At 54.6% G+C, this 16010-nt stretch carries 14 protein-coding genes; 6 read left to right on the forward strand and 8 right to left on the reverse strand.

The genetic code is table 11. The annotated features are described in order from the left end of the window. Positions 1–111: 111 nt before the first annotated feature. Positions 112–846 carry a metallophosphoesterase gene (locus ACEWZM_RS19130; protein ID WP_414008225.1) on the forward strand — a complete coding sequence of 245 codons (735 nt, stop codon included), beginning with the start codon at positions 112–114 and terminating at the stop codon, positions 844–846. Between the two features lie 96 nt (positions 847–942). On the opposite strand, the gene ACEWZM_RS19135 is transcribed toward ACEWZM_RS19130, so the two are convergent. After that, positions 943–1992 carry a DUF418 domain-containing protein gene (locus ACEWZM_RS19135; protein WP_414008226.1) on the reverse strand — a complete coding sequence of 350 codons (1050 nt, stop codon included), beginning with the start codon at positions 1990–1992 and terminating at the stop codon, positions 943–945. Positions 1993–2320: 328 nt separating this feature from the next. Here ACEWZM_RS19135 and ACEWZM_RS19140 point away from each other — a divergent pair, with 328 nt between their 5' ends. Then, entirely contained in the window at positions 2321–3400 is a 1080-nt protein-coding gene (locus ACEWZM_RS19140) for a calcium-binding protein (protein ID WP_414008227.1), read from the forward strand. A gap of 88 nt (positions 3401–3488) precedes the next feature. Here ACEWZM_RS19140 and ACEWZM_RS19145 read toward each other — a convergent pair whose 3' ends face one another. The 5 genes from ACEWZM_RS19145 to ACEWZM_RS19165 all read right to left on the reverse strand — a co-directional run bounded on the left by ACEWZM_RS19145 (position 3489) and on the right by ACEWZM_RS19165 (position 9478). Further along, the gene (locus ACEWZM_RS19145) at positions 3489–4637 is read right to left on the reverse strand and encodes a lytic murein transglycosylase (RefSeq protein WP_414008228.1); all 1149 of its coding nucleotides are present in this window, start codon (positions 4635–4637) and stop codon (positions 3489–3491) included. Between the two features lie 111 nt (positions 4638–4748). After that, the gene (locus ACEWZM_RS19150; RefSeq protein ID WP_414008229.1) at positions 4749–5573 is read right to left on the reverse strand and encodes a COG3904 family protein; all 825 of its coding nucleotides are present in this window, start codon (positions 5571–5573) and stop codon (positions 4749–4751) included. Beyond that, positions 5563–6939: a hypothetical protein gene (locus ACEWZM_RS19155; RefSeq protein ID WP_414008230.1), complete on the reverse strand. Its 1377-nt coding sequence runs from the start codon at positions 6937–6939 to the stop codon at positions 5563–5565. The genes ACEWZM_RS19150 and ACEWZM_RS19155 overlap by 11 nt, the downstream gene beginning before the upstream one ends. Positions 6940–7332: 393 nt before the next feature. Next, positions 7333–8460, reverse strand: a complete 1128-nt coding sequence (locus ACEWZM_RS19160; protein WP_414008231.1) for an amidohydrolase — start codon at positions 8458–8460, stop codon at positions 7333–7335. Beyond that, positions 8453–9478, reverse strand: a complete 1026-nt coding sequence (locus ACEWZM_RS19165) for a pyridoxal-phosphate dependent enzyme (RefSeq protein ID WP_414008232.1) — start codon at positions 9476–9478, stop codon at positions 8453–8455. Before ACEWZM_RS19165 ends, ACEWZM_RS19160 begins: the two co-directional genes overlap by 8 nt. 84 nt (positions 9479–9562) lie before the next feature. On the opposite strand from ACEWZM_RS19165, the gene ACEWZM_RS19170 reads away from it, so the two are divergent. Continuing rightward, complete coding sequence (locus ACEWZM_RS19170) at positions 9563–10036, forward strand: Lrp/AsnC family transcriptional regulator (RefSeq protein ID WP_414008233.1); 474 nt, start codon at positions 9563–9565, stop codon at positions 10034–10036. Between the two features lie 95 nt (positions 10037–10131). Next, on the forward strand, positions 10132–11373 hold the full coding sequence (locus ACEWZM_RS19175; RefSeq protein ID WP_414008234.1) for a lytic murein transglycosylase: 1242 nt from the start codon (positions 10132–10134) through the stop codon (positions 11371–11373). Between the two features lie 10 nt (positions 11374–11383). Here ACEWZM_RS19175 and ACEWZM_RS19180 read toward each other — a convergent pair whose 3' ends face one another. Then, entirely contained in the window at positions 11384–12451 is a 1068-nt protein-coding gene (locus ACEWZM_RS19180; RefSeq protein WP_414008235.1) for an NAD-dependent epimerase/dehydratase family protein, read from the reverse strand. A 341-nt stretch (positions 12452–12792) separates the two neighbouring features. Between ACEWZM_RS19180 and paaZ the strand changes: the two genes are divergently transcribed. Then, entirely contained in the window at positions 12793–14925 is a 2133-nt protein-coding gene (gene paaZ / locus ACEWZM_RS19185; RefSeq protein WP_414008236.1) for a phenylacetic acid degradation bifunctional protein PaaZ, read from the forward strand. A 34-nt stretch (positions 14926–14959) separates the two neighbouring features. Next, on the forward strand, positions 14960–15541 hold the full coding sequence (locus ACEWZM_RS19190; RefSeq protein WP_414008237.1) for a flavoprotein: 582 nt from the start codon (positions 14960–14962) through the stop codon (positions 15539–15541). A 66-nt stretch (positions 15542–15607) separates the two neighbouring features. Here ACEWZM_RS19190 and ACEWZM_RS19195 read toward each other — a convergent pair whose 3' ends face one another. Next, entirely contained in the window at positions 15608–15976 is a 369-nt protein-coding gene (locus tag ACEWZM_RS19195) for a hypothetical protein (protein ID WP_414008238.1), read from the reverse strand. Between the last annotated feature and the right edge of the window lie 34 nt (positions 15977–16010).

Consider the following 16010-nt stretch of genomic DNA (forward strand, 5'->3'; position numbering starts at 1 on the left):
AGTGCCCACCTTTTTTGGTGGTGCTTCTTCACACAGCTCCCAACCCCGCCTAACACTAAACCAGTCGATTTGCCGGTAGAAACAGCGTCAGGCCCCCAGGGAGCAGCGATTATGTTCAAAAAGTTAATTACCGGATTTCGGGGAAAACCGCAAGATTTCGTGGCGATCGATCCCGGGGAGTCGATCTGTGTTGTCGGGGACATACACGGATGTGATGATCTTCTGGTGCAATTGCTGGAGCAGGTGAACCCGGATCTGCGGTTGATCTGCCTTGGTGACTACATTGACCGGGGCGAACACAGCGCCGCGGTTCTGAGACGGCTGATGGATCGGCCTGATGTGACAGTGCTCATGGGCAATCATGAGGCAATGCTATTGGATTTTTTGGCGGATCCGACTGCAGGCGCTGCGATCTGGCTGCGTAATGGCGGACTTCAGACACTCTCCAGTTTTGGGATCGGTGGGGTTTCTGAGCAGTCTTCGTCGCGCGATTTGACAGAGGCGGCTGATGCCCTTGAGTTTGCTATGGGATCCGAGATGCTCGAGTGGTTACGCACGCTGCCTCTGTCCTGCCAATTCGGCAACGTTTTTATCGCCCATGCGGGTGCGGACCCACTGACATCATGCACTGCCCAGTCTCGCCAATCTCTGCTTTGGGGTGGGCCTGATAACCGTCGTAAGCAGCGGCAGGATGATATTTGGGTTGTGCACGGGCATTGGATTGTTCCGGAACCGACGGTGTCTGCGGGTCGGATTGCATTGGATACTGGGGCTTTCGCAACCGGTCGGTTAACAGCGGCGGAAATCAGTATCGATGCGGTTCGGTTTGTTTGTGTGACTCTCTGAGGTTTTATTTCGATTTCTTGAGACCGAGTTGGCATTCTAACGTACGGGCTTGGCACATTTTCACCAGCGCCCAAAATCTAGGCGCTGGTTCGGAAATCACCCCGCTATTTTGCGCATTACCATCTCGATGGGGCCATGTTTCGCATAGCGGGACCATAGCAGTGCATAGATTGTGGCCAAGGCGGAGAACAACAACGCTGCCCAGACAGCTGTCTCCGGCCTTTGGTCACTAAGCATGTTGAGTTCTTCCAGCGTTCCCATTCCGATGAGGATATGGGCGATGTACAGTGTTAACGTTTGCCGCCCTGCTGGCGTTAATATGTCGAGAATTCCAATTCGTTTCAGAACAGGCGCTAACAATAAGCATGCACCAATTATGATGCAGGCTGAGGATAGGCCCGCGATCATATAGAATGGCATCGGTGGAATTGGCAGTGTTGTTGCCAATTCTGCGAGCTCGGGGTCGATTTCAAGCAAACTTCGAACGGCAATTGCACTTACACTTTCAGTGATGACGTAGATAGTCGCTCCGAACGCGATAAGGCCGATTTGGACGCGCCGTTCCTGAAGCGGCAGGCGCGACAGAAGGATACCAAACAGTAAGAAAGCAAGCCAAGGCACCACAGGATGCCACCCATTAAACAATAGGTGGCGGAAGAAACCTTGGAACGTCCAGAGGTCAGCATATGAATAGAGTTTCCAATCCCAGCCAAGGTCATAGTCAAAGGCTAAGATCATCACTGGGAACGCAAGGATCAACGCCGCTGTGAGAGTTGTCAGGACCATGGTTGACGCGCCTAAGAGGAAAGCACCAAACATGAAGTAAACGGCGTAATAGTGCAGAATATCGGCATCGAAGCTCAACATGTTGATCATGCCGAGGACCATCAGAAAAGCAGCGCGACGTAGTGTAGCCTGGATATTACTTCTGGCTGATGTCCCTGCCGCGAGACCAAGCCCGACGCCGGCTAGCACGACGAAACAGGCAGCTGCCCGTCCCTCCAGTGCTGTGCTGAGTCCGGCAATGAGACTGGTGCCGCCTTCGGCTTCCATCGCTATTTTGAAGTTCACGATGACCATACCGACAAAAGCTAAGTAGCGCGCAAGGTCGAGCCCTTGCAGGCGAGTGGAGGGATAAGGCTGCATATCTATCTCATATATGAATGAACGTACGTTCACTATATGAGTAATCTAAGTTCAAATTCAAGCCAAGTCGACCTGGCGGAAGTGACTTGTGCAAAAGAGGTATCGTTGCTGATCAGCCGTGACCAAGTAACAAAAATTGTCTCTAACGCTTTGGGCCGTGAGAGAGATTTTGGTTAACAAAAAGCGGGGAACGGTTGTTCCACTAGAGCCTTGACGGGAATTTTAATGTAACCTTATCGTATGACGTAGGGTCAATTCATGGTGGGTTGACGTGGGGTTGTCCGGGTTGGGGCGCGCTCTAGTGGCGATAGTGGATGGATTGGTTAACATGCCGAATGCTGTGTTGAATGATATTTTAGAACTTGAAGAGTGGCTCGACTATATTGGGGGTGTGGTATCCTATAGTGGTAATACCGATTTGCTGGCTGCGTTTAATGCCAGCAATGTAACACAGCTAACGGTAGGGGAATTCCTAACCATCGTTGATGCTGCAGAGCAGGCAATTTTGTCGATCAACTGGCAAGATCTCGTTGATCAAGTTGCGGAGTTTTTGAATACTCCGATCGTTTCAGAGCAGCTTACGGCTGCGGAGAAGCAAGCCATTCTTGATGCTATTTCAACAATCGAGCCGTCCGAAATCACCGAAGGGTTCGACCTTCTGCGCGCTGAATTCGCGGGTATCGATACAGGCACTCTTGTAGTGGATGCGATGAATATTGCTGGTGGTCAAACACCCGTCGGGACCGCATCCAACGATGTGCTTACTGGCACAATAGGTAGTGACGAAGTTGGCTTGTCTGCGGGGGACGATATTTTTATCGCTGGGCAGGGGGACATCGGTGATGATACGATCCGGGGCGGTTCCGGTGACGATACCATAAATGGTGGCTCCGGACAGGACAGTCTGTTTGGTGGAAGCGGCGCGGACCTGATCCGCGGTGGCTGGGGCTCTGACTTGATGAAAGGCGGGCGTCAGGGGGATGTGCTGATCGGTGCACAAGGCCGCGATACCATTTACGGTGAAGGCGGTGCCGATCGCCTAGATGGTGGTGCAGGGAATGATCGTCTGGTTGGCGGTTCTGGCCATGACACAATCGTTGGCGGGAGCGGCGTTGACCGGTTGTTCGGTGGCAACGGCAATGATCTTTTGATCGGAGGCGCACAGGCTGACTACTTTATTTTCCGTGGTAGTTTTGGTGATGACACTATTCGTGGATTTGCTGCGCGAAGCGACGCTGAAAAAGTTGATCTGAGAGCCGTCTCTGAGATTTCTGACATCGCGGATTTGCAAGACAATCATCTGTCGCAGGACGGCAACAATGCAGTGATTGACGATGGTCTTGGTAATACCATCACTTTGATTGGCGTTGACATCAACGACCTAGATGCAGGCGATTTCTTGTTCTGATTTCAAGTGCTCACGGAGGCGCACATTTGCTGCGCCTCCGGTTTGAAGCCTGCTATTAATACAGTAACATAGATTTGTAGCGGTGGCCCTAGCCCAGATTGCGTAACATAGCCTGGGATGGTGTGCCGGTGACTGATAGGCCACGGCTTTGTTGATAGGCGCGTATCGCTTTCTCACTGTTGGGGCCGATCACGCCGTCCGCGCCATCGGTGTCGAAGCCTTTGGCAGTCAGACGTTTCTGCAACAAAATTCGATCATCTTTTGTAAGCCCGTTGGCGTCAGGTGGGAAGCTCGTGCGCAGTGGACCCGCTCCGCCGATCCGATCCGCTAGATGGCCAACACCAATCGCATAAGCGTCAGAGTTGTTGTAGCGTTTGATGGCGCGAAAATTGCTGGTTACGGCGAACTTGGGACCACCCGGTTGTGGCTGAATGAGATTGCCGCTGGTAGGGGATGAACCGATCATTTCTTGGCCCCAGCGTTGCCCCCGAGTCCAGCCGTTCCGTGCAAGGTAGGCTGCTGTTGATGCCAATGAATCGCTGGGATCTTCCGACCAGATATCGCGACGGCCGTCGCCAGTAAAATCGACAGCAAAAGCTTGATATGAAGTTGGGATGAACTGTGTGTGGCCCATGGCGCCGGCCCAACTTCCGGTCATGCGAGACGCGGAGATATCACCGTTTTGCAGGATCCTCAGGGCAGCGATTAGCTGTTTTTCAAAGAACGCCCCGCGCCGACCATCAAAAGCTAGTGTGGAGGTTGCGGATATCACTGGCACGTTGCCACGGCGTTCACCGAAGAAGCTCTCCAGCCCCCAGATTGCTGTTATGATTTCTGCGTCTACCCCATAGGTCTGTTCTAGCGCGGCAAGTGTATTGCGATGACGGGCGTAGGCTGCGCGACCTTTACTCACGCGCTCATCAGAGGCTGCAATTGAGAGGTAATCTTCGAGGCTGCGTTTGAACTCGGTTTGATTGCGGTCGCGTTTGATCACGCCTGGCAGATAGCCAGCGCCTCGAAAGGCGGTGGTAAGCGTACTGTTGCTGATCCCTGAGGACGCGGCACGGCGATGGAAGCCCGCAACCCAAGCGTCATAGGCAGCATTTGGTACCGGGCGAAGATCAGCGGGCAGTCCACTTGTGGCGCGTGGGCCCGGCGTGCTTGTTACACTTTCACCACAGGCCCCAAGACCAAGCGCCATCAGTCCGAACCCAAAACTGCGTCGTGAAATACTCATCTGCCTGCCTGCTGCTTATTATTTTCTAGATAACACTAGCGGATCATAGCTGCCCCGCAAGATCAGGGTGGCAATATCCCGCTGACAAGGATGTGTCGAGGTTTGGCGCGCCTATCCTTGATCGCCAGTGTCGTTGGTGAGGCGGTAGCTGTCTCGTTCGGCAGGTGTCAGCAAATAGATTTCATCGGATGGGGTTACCAAAGCATGTCGCATGATCAGAGGGTCGACACCCATTTCTTGAAGGTAGCTCATAACCTCACCTTGTCCGCGTTGGATTTTTTCGATTGCGACAAAGGCGGGCAGCATAGTGTTTTGTCCGAAATAGTGTTGATGCACACCTACCATGGCATCTGGATCGACGGTCCTCGTGATACCAGCTGCCAGAACATAGGGGCAGGCAGACAGGCAAATGTCGCTAGCGCTCATGATTGTGTTCATCTCGCGCATGCGAAGGACGCGGCCAATAGCCAATGCGTCGCGCACAGAACCGCCGGGGCTATTGAGATAAACCAGTTTCGGGCGCACGCTCAACATTTCAAGATATTCAGCGACTCGTAAGGCATCCCCTTCGGCGATCCGCCCGGTCAGGGTCAGCACGGGTTCGCCTTGCCAATCCGGCGTCGCGAAGACCAATCTGCCGGGCATATCACCGGTGTCGAGGATAGGCCGGTTCCCGGGAGAGGGTAAGCGTTCAGGCAGGTGGTTGGGCGTAAATCGTCGTATTTGATCCCCCGGACCGATTGGATCCGTCAGTTCGGGTACTGATGATGGCCAGGTAAGCTGTGGAGCAAGTTGGGCAAGATCGGTTCCCAAAAGAACGGCAGCAAATCCAAGCTGTGCTGCCAATACCCAGCGCAGCATACGCCAGGTGTCGGGTGATTTCTTGCGTCGCCCCGCAGGTGGTTCGGTTAGCGGGCTCTCCCGTTCAGTTGGCACTGCGTCGGTCTTCCAGATCGGTGATATCTGGTGCTTGGTTTTCGACAATTCTATCGTTGCCCCGTGTGCGTTGAGGGTTTGCGGCTGCGACCTGCCCTGCGCGGTCTAACGACGTATCGATGTCTCTGATGGCAGCTACCGCAGCGCGTAGCTCGGCCAGCGTCATGGTGTCTTCTGTGGCGGCCCCTTCACGGCCCGCGCGAATGGCGGCTTGAGTGATTGCAAGGATCAGGACCAAAACGGCGGGCAATAAGTCGATTGCAATGGCTCCCGCCCAAGATGGGACGAAATTCCCTGCATAGAGGATTACCGCATCCGCAGCAGACACCGGTGTGTAGGTGGTGTCGCGCGGGGGCGTCATGTTGAGCACGGAAGCGGCAGCGGTACTCAAGCCATCTGCGTGTTGTGCTAGAACGCGCCGCACGCTGTCGATGGTGGCCTGTTGGCCCTGCCGGGTTGCAGCATCGGTTCCGTCCAGTTCCGGTGTCACTACGCTGTCAGAAAGATCACGCGCGGCCCTTTGAACTAATGGAGCAACCGACAATTGCCGAAGTTGGGTTATGACATTGGCAAGGCGAACGGCTTCCTCTGAGAACAGAACCGATCGTTGATCTACAGGGCCCTGTTCGACAGTCAGTGCGCGCATCCGGGACAGAATAGCATTTCCTTCGTCAAAGGCCGCCTCGACCAGTGGCTGTTGGCTGGTGATCTGAGTTTCCAGCGCTGCTAGCTCATTTGATTTCTGTCGTAGCAGTCGAAAAACCGCACCGTGGCCTGCAAAACCTGACAATTGGCCGGTTGCTTCCTGCTCGGAGAGATCGACAAAAGTCTGTTGGACCCGTGCCACATCACGCGCAAGACTCTGGCCGCTTTGAGTGATTTCATCTGCTCGTTCCAGAGCTGTTTGATAATCTTGTACCGTTTCTGCCAGATGTTGTTCGACGGCAGCCGCTCCGGCAAGCGCTGCGGCATTCAGCCAAGACGACATTGCAATAATAGCGACTGAGCCAAGCGCCATCGACAGCAAAAGACCGATGCGTGCTGCGGCTGTTCGCACTGCTGGAACAAGCCGCATCATATAGGACCAGAACACAAAAATACCGACTGACACAGCGACCGAATAAGCCAGCGCGGCGATCACTGAGAATGCGCCGGTATCGTCCAGCAGTGAAGATACACCAAGATAGGTGTAGATCCCGGATGCTACTGCGAGAACGCCAAGTGCTGTGCCTGTAATATTGTCCAGCCAGCTCAAGTGATCTTCTAGGTCGCGGGCATTCTGCGCCGCACGTGCCTCACTGCGGCTCAACCTGGAAGAGGAGCCACTTGTATGACCTGTCTGCTGACGGGCTGGTTCTGTAGTCATCCGCAAGGCTCCCTGTTACCCGTCCCAAGATATGATGCCGCGACAAAGATGCAAATGCCGACGTGTTAAGCTCGGTGAATTGACGCTCTGTTTGTGCGGTTTTCACCCCCAAACTGGTTCGATATGTGGCATTAGACGAAGCACGAGCGGTCTAGTCGCTATGGATCGAGCGACACGCAGAACGTATGAATTGAACTATATTTCCTGACGTTTTGCACAGTCGCAGAGAGTGGACCGGGCTGATCAATACTCAAGACCCGAGCCATTTGGATATTTGGGCCGGCGCATGATCCGCGGCTTGGTTCTAAATTCGCATGCAAGATTGAGGTGGAAGAAGACTAAGGGGCAAAGTTCCGTTAACCTTGCCTCTTTTTCAGTAATGATCGCAGGGCTTTAGCCTGACTTTGCCAAATTGCACCAATAGGTGATCCCGCTGTCGATCGCATCATCATTGAAATCATAGCCGGGGTTGTGCAATGGCATAGCGTTCGCACCCTCAGTGCCGTTGCCCATTAAGGTGAACGCGCCGGGACGGTGCTGTAAGAAGGCAGCGAAATCCTCTGAGAAGCCGACGCGACCGTAGTTGGCATCAACGGTGCCACATTGTTCAGCGGCGCTTACAGCTTGGGTGGTGGCATCTGCATCGTTGACCAACGGTTGGAACGAGGTTGAATAATCCACCTCACAACTTGCGCCTTGCGCGGCGCAGATACCGTTAGCGATGGCTCGCATCCGATCTTCGATCGTGTCTGAGACATGTGGTTCGAAACCGCGACAATCCCCTGAAATAACTACGTTACTCGCCAGAATATTGCGGGCTCCGTCTGTCTCAAAACCGGTGATGGACACAACGCAATGGTCCTGGGCAGATATAGATCGCGATGCGATGGTCTGTAGCTGGGTTACAATTGCAGCACCCGTTACAATGGGATCAATACCTTTTTCCGGCATCGATGCATGGCCTCCACGACCAGAAATACGGATCTCAAAGTTATCCTCAAATGCACAGAACGGGCCGACCTGAGTTGCGAAGTGGCCAATGGGGATGCCGGGTATATTGTGCAGGCCGTAAATTCGGCTGATATCAAATCGGTCAAACAGCCCATCGGCAATCATCGCTGCCGCGCCGGTGCCGTTTTCTTCATCTGGCTGGAACAGGAAGTGGACGGTTTGATCGAAGTCGGAGTCACGAGCAAGGCGCAGGGCGGCGCCCAGCAGCACGGTACTGTGCCCGTCGTGGCCGCAGCCATGAAACCGACCGGGATGACGTGAGCGATAGGCAAGGTTTGTGGCTTCCTCTATTGGAAGCGCATCCATATCGGCGCGCAGCGCAATACCAGCTGCGCTATCGCCGCGCTGTAAGGTGGCCACAATACCTAAGCCGCCGACGCCACGGGTAACGTCCAGCCCAGCAGCTTCCAATTCCGTCGCGATCGCATCAGAAGTGCGGGTGAGGTCAAAGCCGGTCTCTGGGTGAGCATGAAGATCCCGGCGAAAAGCGACTAGATCCAGCTCAGGCATCGCCGACCGCTCCTTCGGATAGGATCACCAACGGACGCATCTCAGGATAAATACCTGCGTCAAGATCCTGCAACAGAGTGGTCAGCCCCGCGGCTCCAGATGGTGTGCTTGCAATCCCCAATAAAGCAGCCTGTTCCACACCCCAAGTGGCAGCCTTGTCAGAGATACTGACGTAGCGATCGGTCGCTTTTGAAAGGATCTCAAAGGCCAGCATTGATGGTGTTTTGCAGTCCAACCGTCCCATATTGGACACGGGTCCGGAGACCGTCGCTATTTTGCCTGCCTCGGCGCTGTGTTGCAGACAGGGTGCGGCATCTGGTTCCACAACTATGATTTCAGGTTGAACTGCCCAATTGGTACGGATCATGTAGGCCATTGCACCAGCCAAGCCACCGACACCTGCTTGCAAATAGACATGCGTTGGCCAGTTACCGGAGCTGACAAAGCTGTCGCGCATCTCTTCGGCGATGACTGTATAGCCTTCCATCACCAGCCGGGGGGGCTCGGTGTAGCCGGGCCAGGACCCATCGGCGAGATGTACTGCACCGCTTTCTTTCGCATCTTCGATGGCGGCAGAAATGCTTTCTTCATAGGTGGCACCGGAGCGGACAACCTCTGACCCTTTGGCGCGCAAACGCTCGACGAAGTCCTCAGGAACGGTCTCAGCCAGGTGAATTCGACACTTTGCGCCGAAGAGGCGTGCGCCGGCGGCGACTGCCATGCCGTGGTTGCCAGCACTTGCGCAGACGAATGTAACATTTGCTGCAGCGGCGCGGCCTCTATCCGTAGCTAAGTCAGCTTGCATCAGACCGGTTTCGTGCAGCAGCAGCTCTGCGACGGCATAAACGCCACCCATGGCCTTAAACGCGCCGAGACCCATTCTGTGGGTCTCATCTTTGATCCAGACTTGGTGGCCAGCAATTTCATGCTGGGCGAGAGGTGACGGGCGATAAGCCGGGCAGCTGCGCAACATCTGCTGCGGTAGGGCGGGGTTGAGTTTTATATCTACGTTGTTCATGGCGGTAGCCTAGGTCAGAAACTTGCCGTGATCTGCTCAAAATTATGCTAAAGATGAAAAAATATTACAAATTGGTGGCTGGATATGGGTGAAGGACTCGACAATGCAGATGTTACGCTGCTGACGCTCCTGCAGCGTAACACGCGACTGGGATTAGAGGCGTTGGCGTCACAGGCCGGGCTTTCTGCCGCTTCAGTACAGCGTCGGTTGAAGTCATTGCGCCAGCGGAAAGTCATCACCGGCGAAATAGCGCTGGTGGATCCAGTCAAGGTCGGCATGCCGATGACCTTTGTGGTGATGGTAGAGCTAGAACGTGAGCGTTTGGATCAGATCGACGCTTTCACCCGCCGGGCCAATGTGGAGCCGATGGTTCAGCAGTGCTACTACCTGACGGGTGAAGCGGATTTTTGCTTGATCTGCACGGCTTCTGATATGGATGCGTTTGAGGAACTGACCAAACGGTTGTTCTTTGAGGACTCAAACGTGCGCCGGTTCCGCACCTCGGTGGTGATGGGGCGCAAGAAAGTCAGCCTTGAAGTCCCTGTCTCTGTCAGATGAAATTGCCACAAATTCCTGCACTGTTCAGAGTGGGCTTGTAAAAAGTGGATCAGCACCTCTGCATTTATTTTCTTTAGTTAGCTGGAGCACCCAACATGTTGCCTCGTTTTTTGTGTTTACTATTCCTTTGCGTGTTGCCGTTCGGGCCTGCATTGGCGGTAGATAAATTCAAGGTTGAGCGTCAGTTTCAGCAGTGGTTGGTAAAGGATATCTGGCCCGAAGCGCGTGCGGCGGGGATTCGGCGGACAACTTTCGATGCGGCGTTCGCCGACGTGAAACTGAACTGGGACCTTCCGGATCTGGTGCCGCCGGGTAGTAAGGCCAATGCATCACGTCGCCAACGCCAGGCAGAATTTGGTGCGCCTGGGCGCTACTTTAATCGCGGTTCTATCGACGGGGCGACATCGGTGGGGCGTCGGATGGCAAAACGTCACGTCGCCGCCTTGCAGCGTACTGAACGCCTTACCGGTGTGCCGGGTAGGATTATTCTAGCGATCTGGGGTCGTGAAAGCGGCTACGGGCAGGTCAAAATTCCCCACAATGTATTTCAAGTACTGGGCACCAAAGGCTTTATGAGCCGTCGGGCATCCTATTTTCGCGATGAACTGATCGCGGCCTTGCAAATCGCCGAAGCCGGTCATGCGCCGGGAAAAGCGATGAAGAGCAGCTGGGCCGGCGCTCTAGGGCAGCCACAGTTCATGCCATCAAATTTTCTCAAGTATGCTGAAGACGGCGATGGTGATGGTCGCGCCGATATTTGGCGATCTGAGGCAGACACCATTGCCTCTATCGGCGGCTATCTTACACGACATGGTTGGAACAAGTCCCGTGATTGGGGCTTTGAGGTTTCCGTCCCAAGCGCTGTCTCTTGTGCATTAGAAGGACCGGATCAAGGGCAGAGTATCCGTAAATGGGAGAGTTTGGGCATCAAACGCAGTTCAGGCCGTGCTTTCCCTGCGCATGAGCGGGACGGTGTTGCGTATTTAATGATGCCCGCTGGACGCAATGGCCCCGCGTTTTTAGTGACACCGAATTTTTATGTGCTGAAAGATTACAACAAAAGCGATCTCTATGCGCTGTTTGTGGGTCACGTTGGCGATCGCATCCAATTTGGAGTTAAAGACTTCCGCCGAGGCTGGGCGCGCGTGGACAGTATGTTGCGGTCGGATGTGGCAGACATGCAGCGTGGGCTAGAGCAGCTTGGCCATGATGTCGGAGGCGCTGACGGGCTTGCCGGGTTTAAGACGCGCCGCTCGATCGGACGTTGGCAGGCGGCCACAGGGCAAAAGGAAACCTGCTTCCCTGATGCCGCAATGCGTGTGAAACTTGCGAAATGATGGATGCCTATCAGGCGTCTACTGTACGCGCGGCGGTGTCGGGATCTACTTTTGTGGTTTCTGTGTAGGTATGATCATCCAGCCATTGGTAAAACCCGGAAATCATCGCTGCTAACCCGTATTGGGGAGACGACAGACTGTCACGTCTGGCGAAATTAAACTGCGACGGGCGTGTGGTTTCTGTCCCCTTGGAGACATCGGTTGGCAAAGCTTGCGCGGGCACAAAGTTCGCAATCTCGCTGTAAATGTCAGACCATGCCCAGCTTTTTCTGACGGCGAGATAACGCCCCTCAGCCTCCGGGTTTTGAAGCGCGGCCAAACAAAATGCGGCGAGATCCACTGGGTGTACCAACGACATTGAGCCAGCTGGGATTTGGTCGTGCCAGGGCTTGGCATCGACCGATAGATCACGAAGGTGCTTTAGGATATGCCCATCTGCATGACACGGGAGAACTCCGGGCCCTACGATCATGCCAGATAGGAGGATGGTAAGACGTAGGTCGTACTCTTGTGAAAGTTGAACGGCGATTGTTTCCAATGCGGTTTTTTGCGCTGCAATGAATTTGCCATCGCGGATTTGGCTATCCAGATCTGAATAGTGAAGCAGTTCATCCTTGGTGGCGGGTTCAGGTTCCGGTTCGATTGAGGCTGTGCTCGAGACCAATACGATATCGAAAACTGCACTTTTGTATGCGGCCTCTATCAAGGTGCTACAGGCTGCCCGGGCAGGGTCGATGCAGTATTTTAACCCACTCGAATGATCCAGTTTACTAGCCGGGGTGCCGTCAGGCGCAGAGCGAATGGAAGGTAGGCAGGCGATCACCAATGCATCGGTATCGACAAGTGCGTTGAGAATGCTGTCTGATTGACGGGTATCTGCCGAGACTAGACGGAGCCGGTCTTTTGCGCCGGGCATTGCCATCAGTGGGACAGTTTTTGATGTGTCATTTACATCTCGCAATGTGCCGGTAACCCGCCAGCCCAGTGCGAGAGCGGTGCGTGCGATGTGTGCGCCTGCAAGGCCGGAGACCCCTGCCACACAGATGTGCCTGGTTTTGGCGGGATTGTTACGAGGCATCGCGTTGCTCCTGTCTCAGGCGAATATGCTAGGGCATTTTGCTGTAAAGCGGTGCAATGACCGCTGTTAAGTTCTGAGGTTTGCAGCGGCGAGCCAGAATTGCACATCGAAAGTTTTGAGGTCCGCTATCAGAGATCATTGATAGTGCGATCCCCGCTGCAGCCTCAGAAATCCTGAGGCGCAGATTTCAAAGTTTCGATTGGATGTGTCGCAAGCTTTGTATGAGACCTGATGGCAGTGCTACCAAATCAATCTTGATGGAATTGCAGCGGCGCATTTGGCGATGACCGCTAGGCCGGTCGCACCATCTGACACGGCACCAGCAGAAAGAGGGCTTTGACTTGACTGATCATGTAAAACGACCCCGTCTCCTTCAAAGCCTGATATCGGACAGATGGGGCCATAGTGGCGACCAGACACTAACGCTGACCGAAGCGGTGACCGACCAGGTTCATGCTGTACTGTCTTTTGCCGCGAAAGATGGTGCCATTGCTGTGGATTATGCACGCACGCTGGGAGGACCAGCGCTGCGTGCTATGGGTTTCCATGATCGTGCACAGCGATTGCGAGCACTTGCACGCAGTTTGAAAGACAGTCGTTCTGTGCTTTACCGCGAGAGTCTGAAGATTGGCGCTACGCGGCATGATTGCCAGCTGGATGTGGATGGTGGCATCGGGCGCTTGGCTGCTATGGCGAGCCAAGCGTTAAAATCGTTGCCGAATGCGCCGGTGCTGCATCTCGAAGATGGTTCAGAACCGGGAGGCACCGCAGGCAGTCAGCAGATCTTGGCGCCGCTGTCAGGTGTCGCGGTCCATATCACCGCGTTGGATAGCCCGGTATCCGGTATCTTAGAGCAGATCACACCTGCGCTGATCGCGGGTGTGCCGTGTATCGTTTGCCCGGATCCGGATACGGCAGGTGTCTGCGAACGCCTTGTAAAACTGATCCATGAAAGCGAGACTTTGCCCGCGGGGGCACTACAGCTAATTTACTGCAAGCCGCTGGATGTGTTGAATAGTTTGACCTCGGGCGATGCGATCAGCTTTGCCGGTACGCGTTATATGGCGCAGCAACTGCGTCAACACCCGTCGGTTGCGTCGGGTTTGGTGCGCTTTCAATCCTGCGAAACAGGGCTTTCAGCGGCGATCCTTGGCAGCGATGTTGCGCCGGGTAGCCCGGAGTTTTCGTTTTTTGTACGCGAGATCCGAAGCGAAATGATTCTGAGATCCGGACAGCGTAGGCACGCTGTGCGGCGCATTTTGTTGCCGCGCTACCGCGAAGCGGAGGTGATGGAACATTTGGTGATGGCTCTGTCCGAAACAGTAGTGGGAATGCCAGACGATCCGGTCACGCAGATGGGCGCTTTGGTCTCTCGTTCGCATATGGAGACGGTCCAGGCAGGTATTGGCAGACTGAAACAGGAGGCGGAAGTCGTATCAGGAGCGGTTGTCGCCGCAGCTGAAGGAGGAGGGGCGTTCCTGTCACCTGTCTTGCTGCATTGCAATCAACCAACTCGTGCCCAGTTAATTCACGAAACGTTCGTTCAAGGGCCAGTAGCGACGGTCTTGGCTTATGACAGTCTCTGCGATGCAATTGCACTAGCCAATTTGGCAACGTGTTCGCGTTTCTCAAATGTCTTCACCAATGATAGCCCCTTGGCGCAGGAAGCTGCGGCTTGTCTGACGTCGGCCGAAGGGAGGGTTCGGATCTGCGGCAGCGACATGGCGCGTGACGCTTTGGAACTATCTCCGGACCCGTCAATTCCACGTCTGTTTGCGGCTACACATCACAGCCTGGTTTGTGGTGCCCAGAATATTCGCCGTGCCGTAGCAGCATATATGATGCGCACAGAGATCCACGCGCCACCGCAGCTGCTGACGGCATTGACGGGACGCTGGGTTGAAGGTGCCGAGACACGATGCAATGGGCACCCGTTTCGCAAGTCATTGGAGACATTACGTATTGGGGATCAACTCATTACTGCATCGCGACGGATCACCGAAGAAGATGTAGAACAATTTGCCCATTTCACGGGCGACGTTTTCTACGCGCATATGGACCGAGAAGCTGCACAGGCACATCCATTCTTTGATGACCGAGTGGCGCATGGCCAGCTTGTGGTTTCCTTCGCCAACGGCTTGCTTGTGGAACCGGCCCCGGGGCCGGTTCTGGCCAATATCGGTTCGGACAACCTGCGTTTTCACGCTCCGGTCTATTTTGGTGACTGCCTGCATGTCCGTGTGACCTGCAAGGAAATCAGCCCTCGCGCTTCGGCCCCGTTTGGGGATGTGCGTTGGGACTGCTGTGTTCTGAACTCCTGCGGTGCGGTGGTGGCCCGTTTCGATCTGCTGACGCTGGTTATGAAAAGCTGGCCGCCCTTGGCAAACGAGACCGGGGCACCATCGAAGCCTGCACCACAGATAACGACGCCCTCGGTGACCTCGCGAGAGCAGGCCACACACCCGGCTGAATAAATGGTTCTAATTAACTGATGACAGGAAGTACTCCATGACGAATTCTATCAATGACACTTCGGCACGCCCGCGTATCCTGATCGGAGTAACAGGTTCGCTGGACGCTACGATGCTGCCACTATATCTGCGGGCCATAAAGAACGAGATCGATTGTGATCTCTCGGCGTTGTTCACGCCAAACGCAGTGAAATTCGTGAATATGGATGCGGTCGCGCTATTCCTTGATCGGGTCATTAGCGGCGATAGCCCAAAGGATTGGCGGACTGACAAACCGGGTCGTATCGTAGCCGATCACGATATCCTGGCTATTTTGCCAACGACAGCCAATACGCTTTCCGCTATCGCGAATGGGTCATCGCAGAACCGTCTGACGACTGTGATTTTGGCGGCCACTTTTCCGGTCTTGCTCTTTCCTGTGATGGGTGGGCCGATGTGGGAAAAACCGGCGGTGCGTCGCAACGTTAGTCAATTGCGCGAAGACGGCTATGAGGTGTTCGAGCCGGTTTGGCGGGAGAACTATGATCCGTTGCTTAAGATCCAGCATGGTCATCATTCACTTCCTGAGCCTGAAGACGTGGTGAAAATTCTGCAAAGCCGACTACCATCTCCCCGCTAGTAATTTGCTTCACCTGATCTAAGGCTATGCGGTGCAGTTGTTTCTGCACCGCGTTTTCTTTGTTCGCTATGGCACTTTGAGTGTGATTGTTTTGCTAAACATACCGCCGCCCGGGCGGCCTAACACGCGATGATCCTGGGCGCGGAGCGAGACTGTAATTGAGTGCTGTCCGCGAGGTAAATGTCCGATGAAAACGTTTGGTTGATAGGCGGTCATTATCTTTTGGGTGCCCAGATGCACGTGGGCGTGCCCGATGGCCAAGTTGTTCGCCTTACTGACGCAAAGATCCGTAAAGGTGAAATTCTTGACGTCAATTATCAAGCGCCAGCCTTCATTAGGCGCGTAGCCGGTCGTCACCTCAAGTTCTGGCAACGGTTGACCGTCGGGAAGAGTAACGAACAGGGCTCGAGGCAGGGAGCTGACTTGCGTGATCATTGGCAGACTTGCGCAGGTCATGGCCAGAGGTGCC

The sequence above is a fragment of the Phaeobacter cretensis genome (genome assembly GCF_047372505.1).
Lineage (GTDB): Bacteria > Pseudomonadota > Alphaproteobacteria > Rhodobacterales > Rhodobacteraceae > Phaeobacter > Phaeobacter cretensis.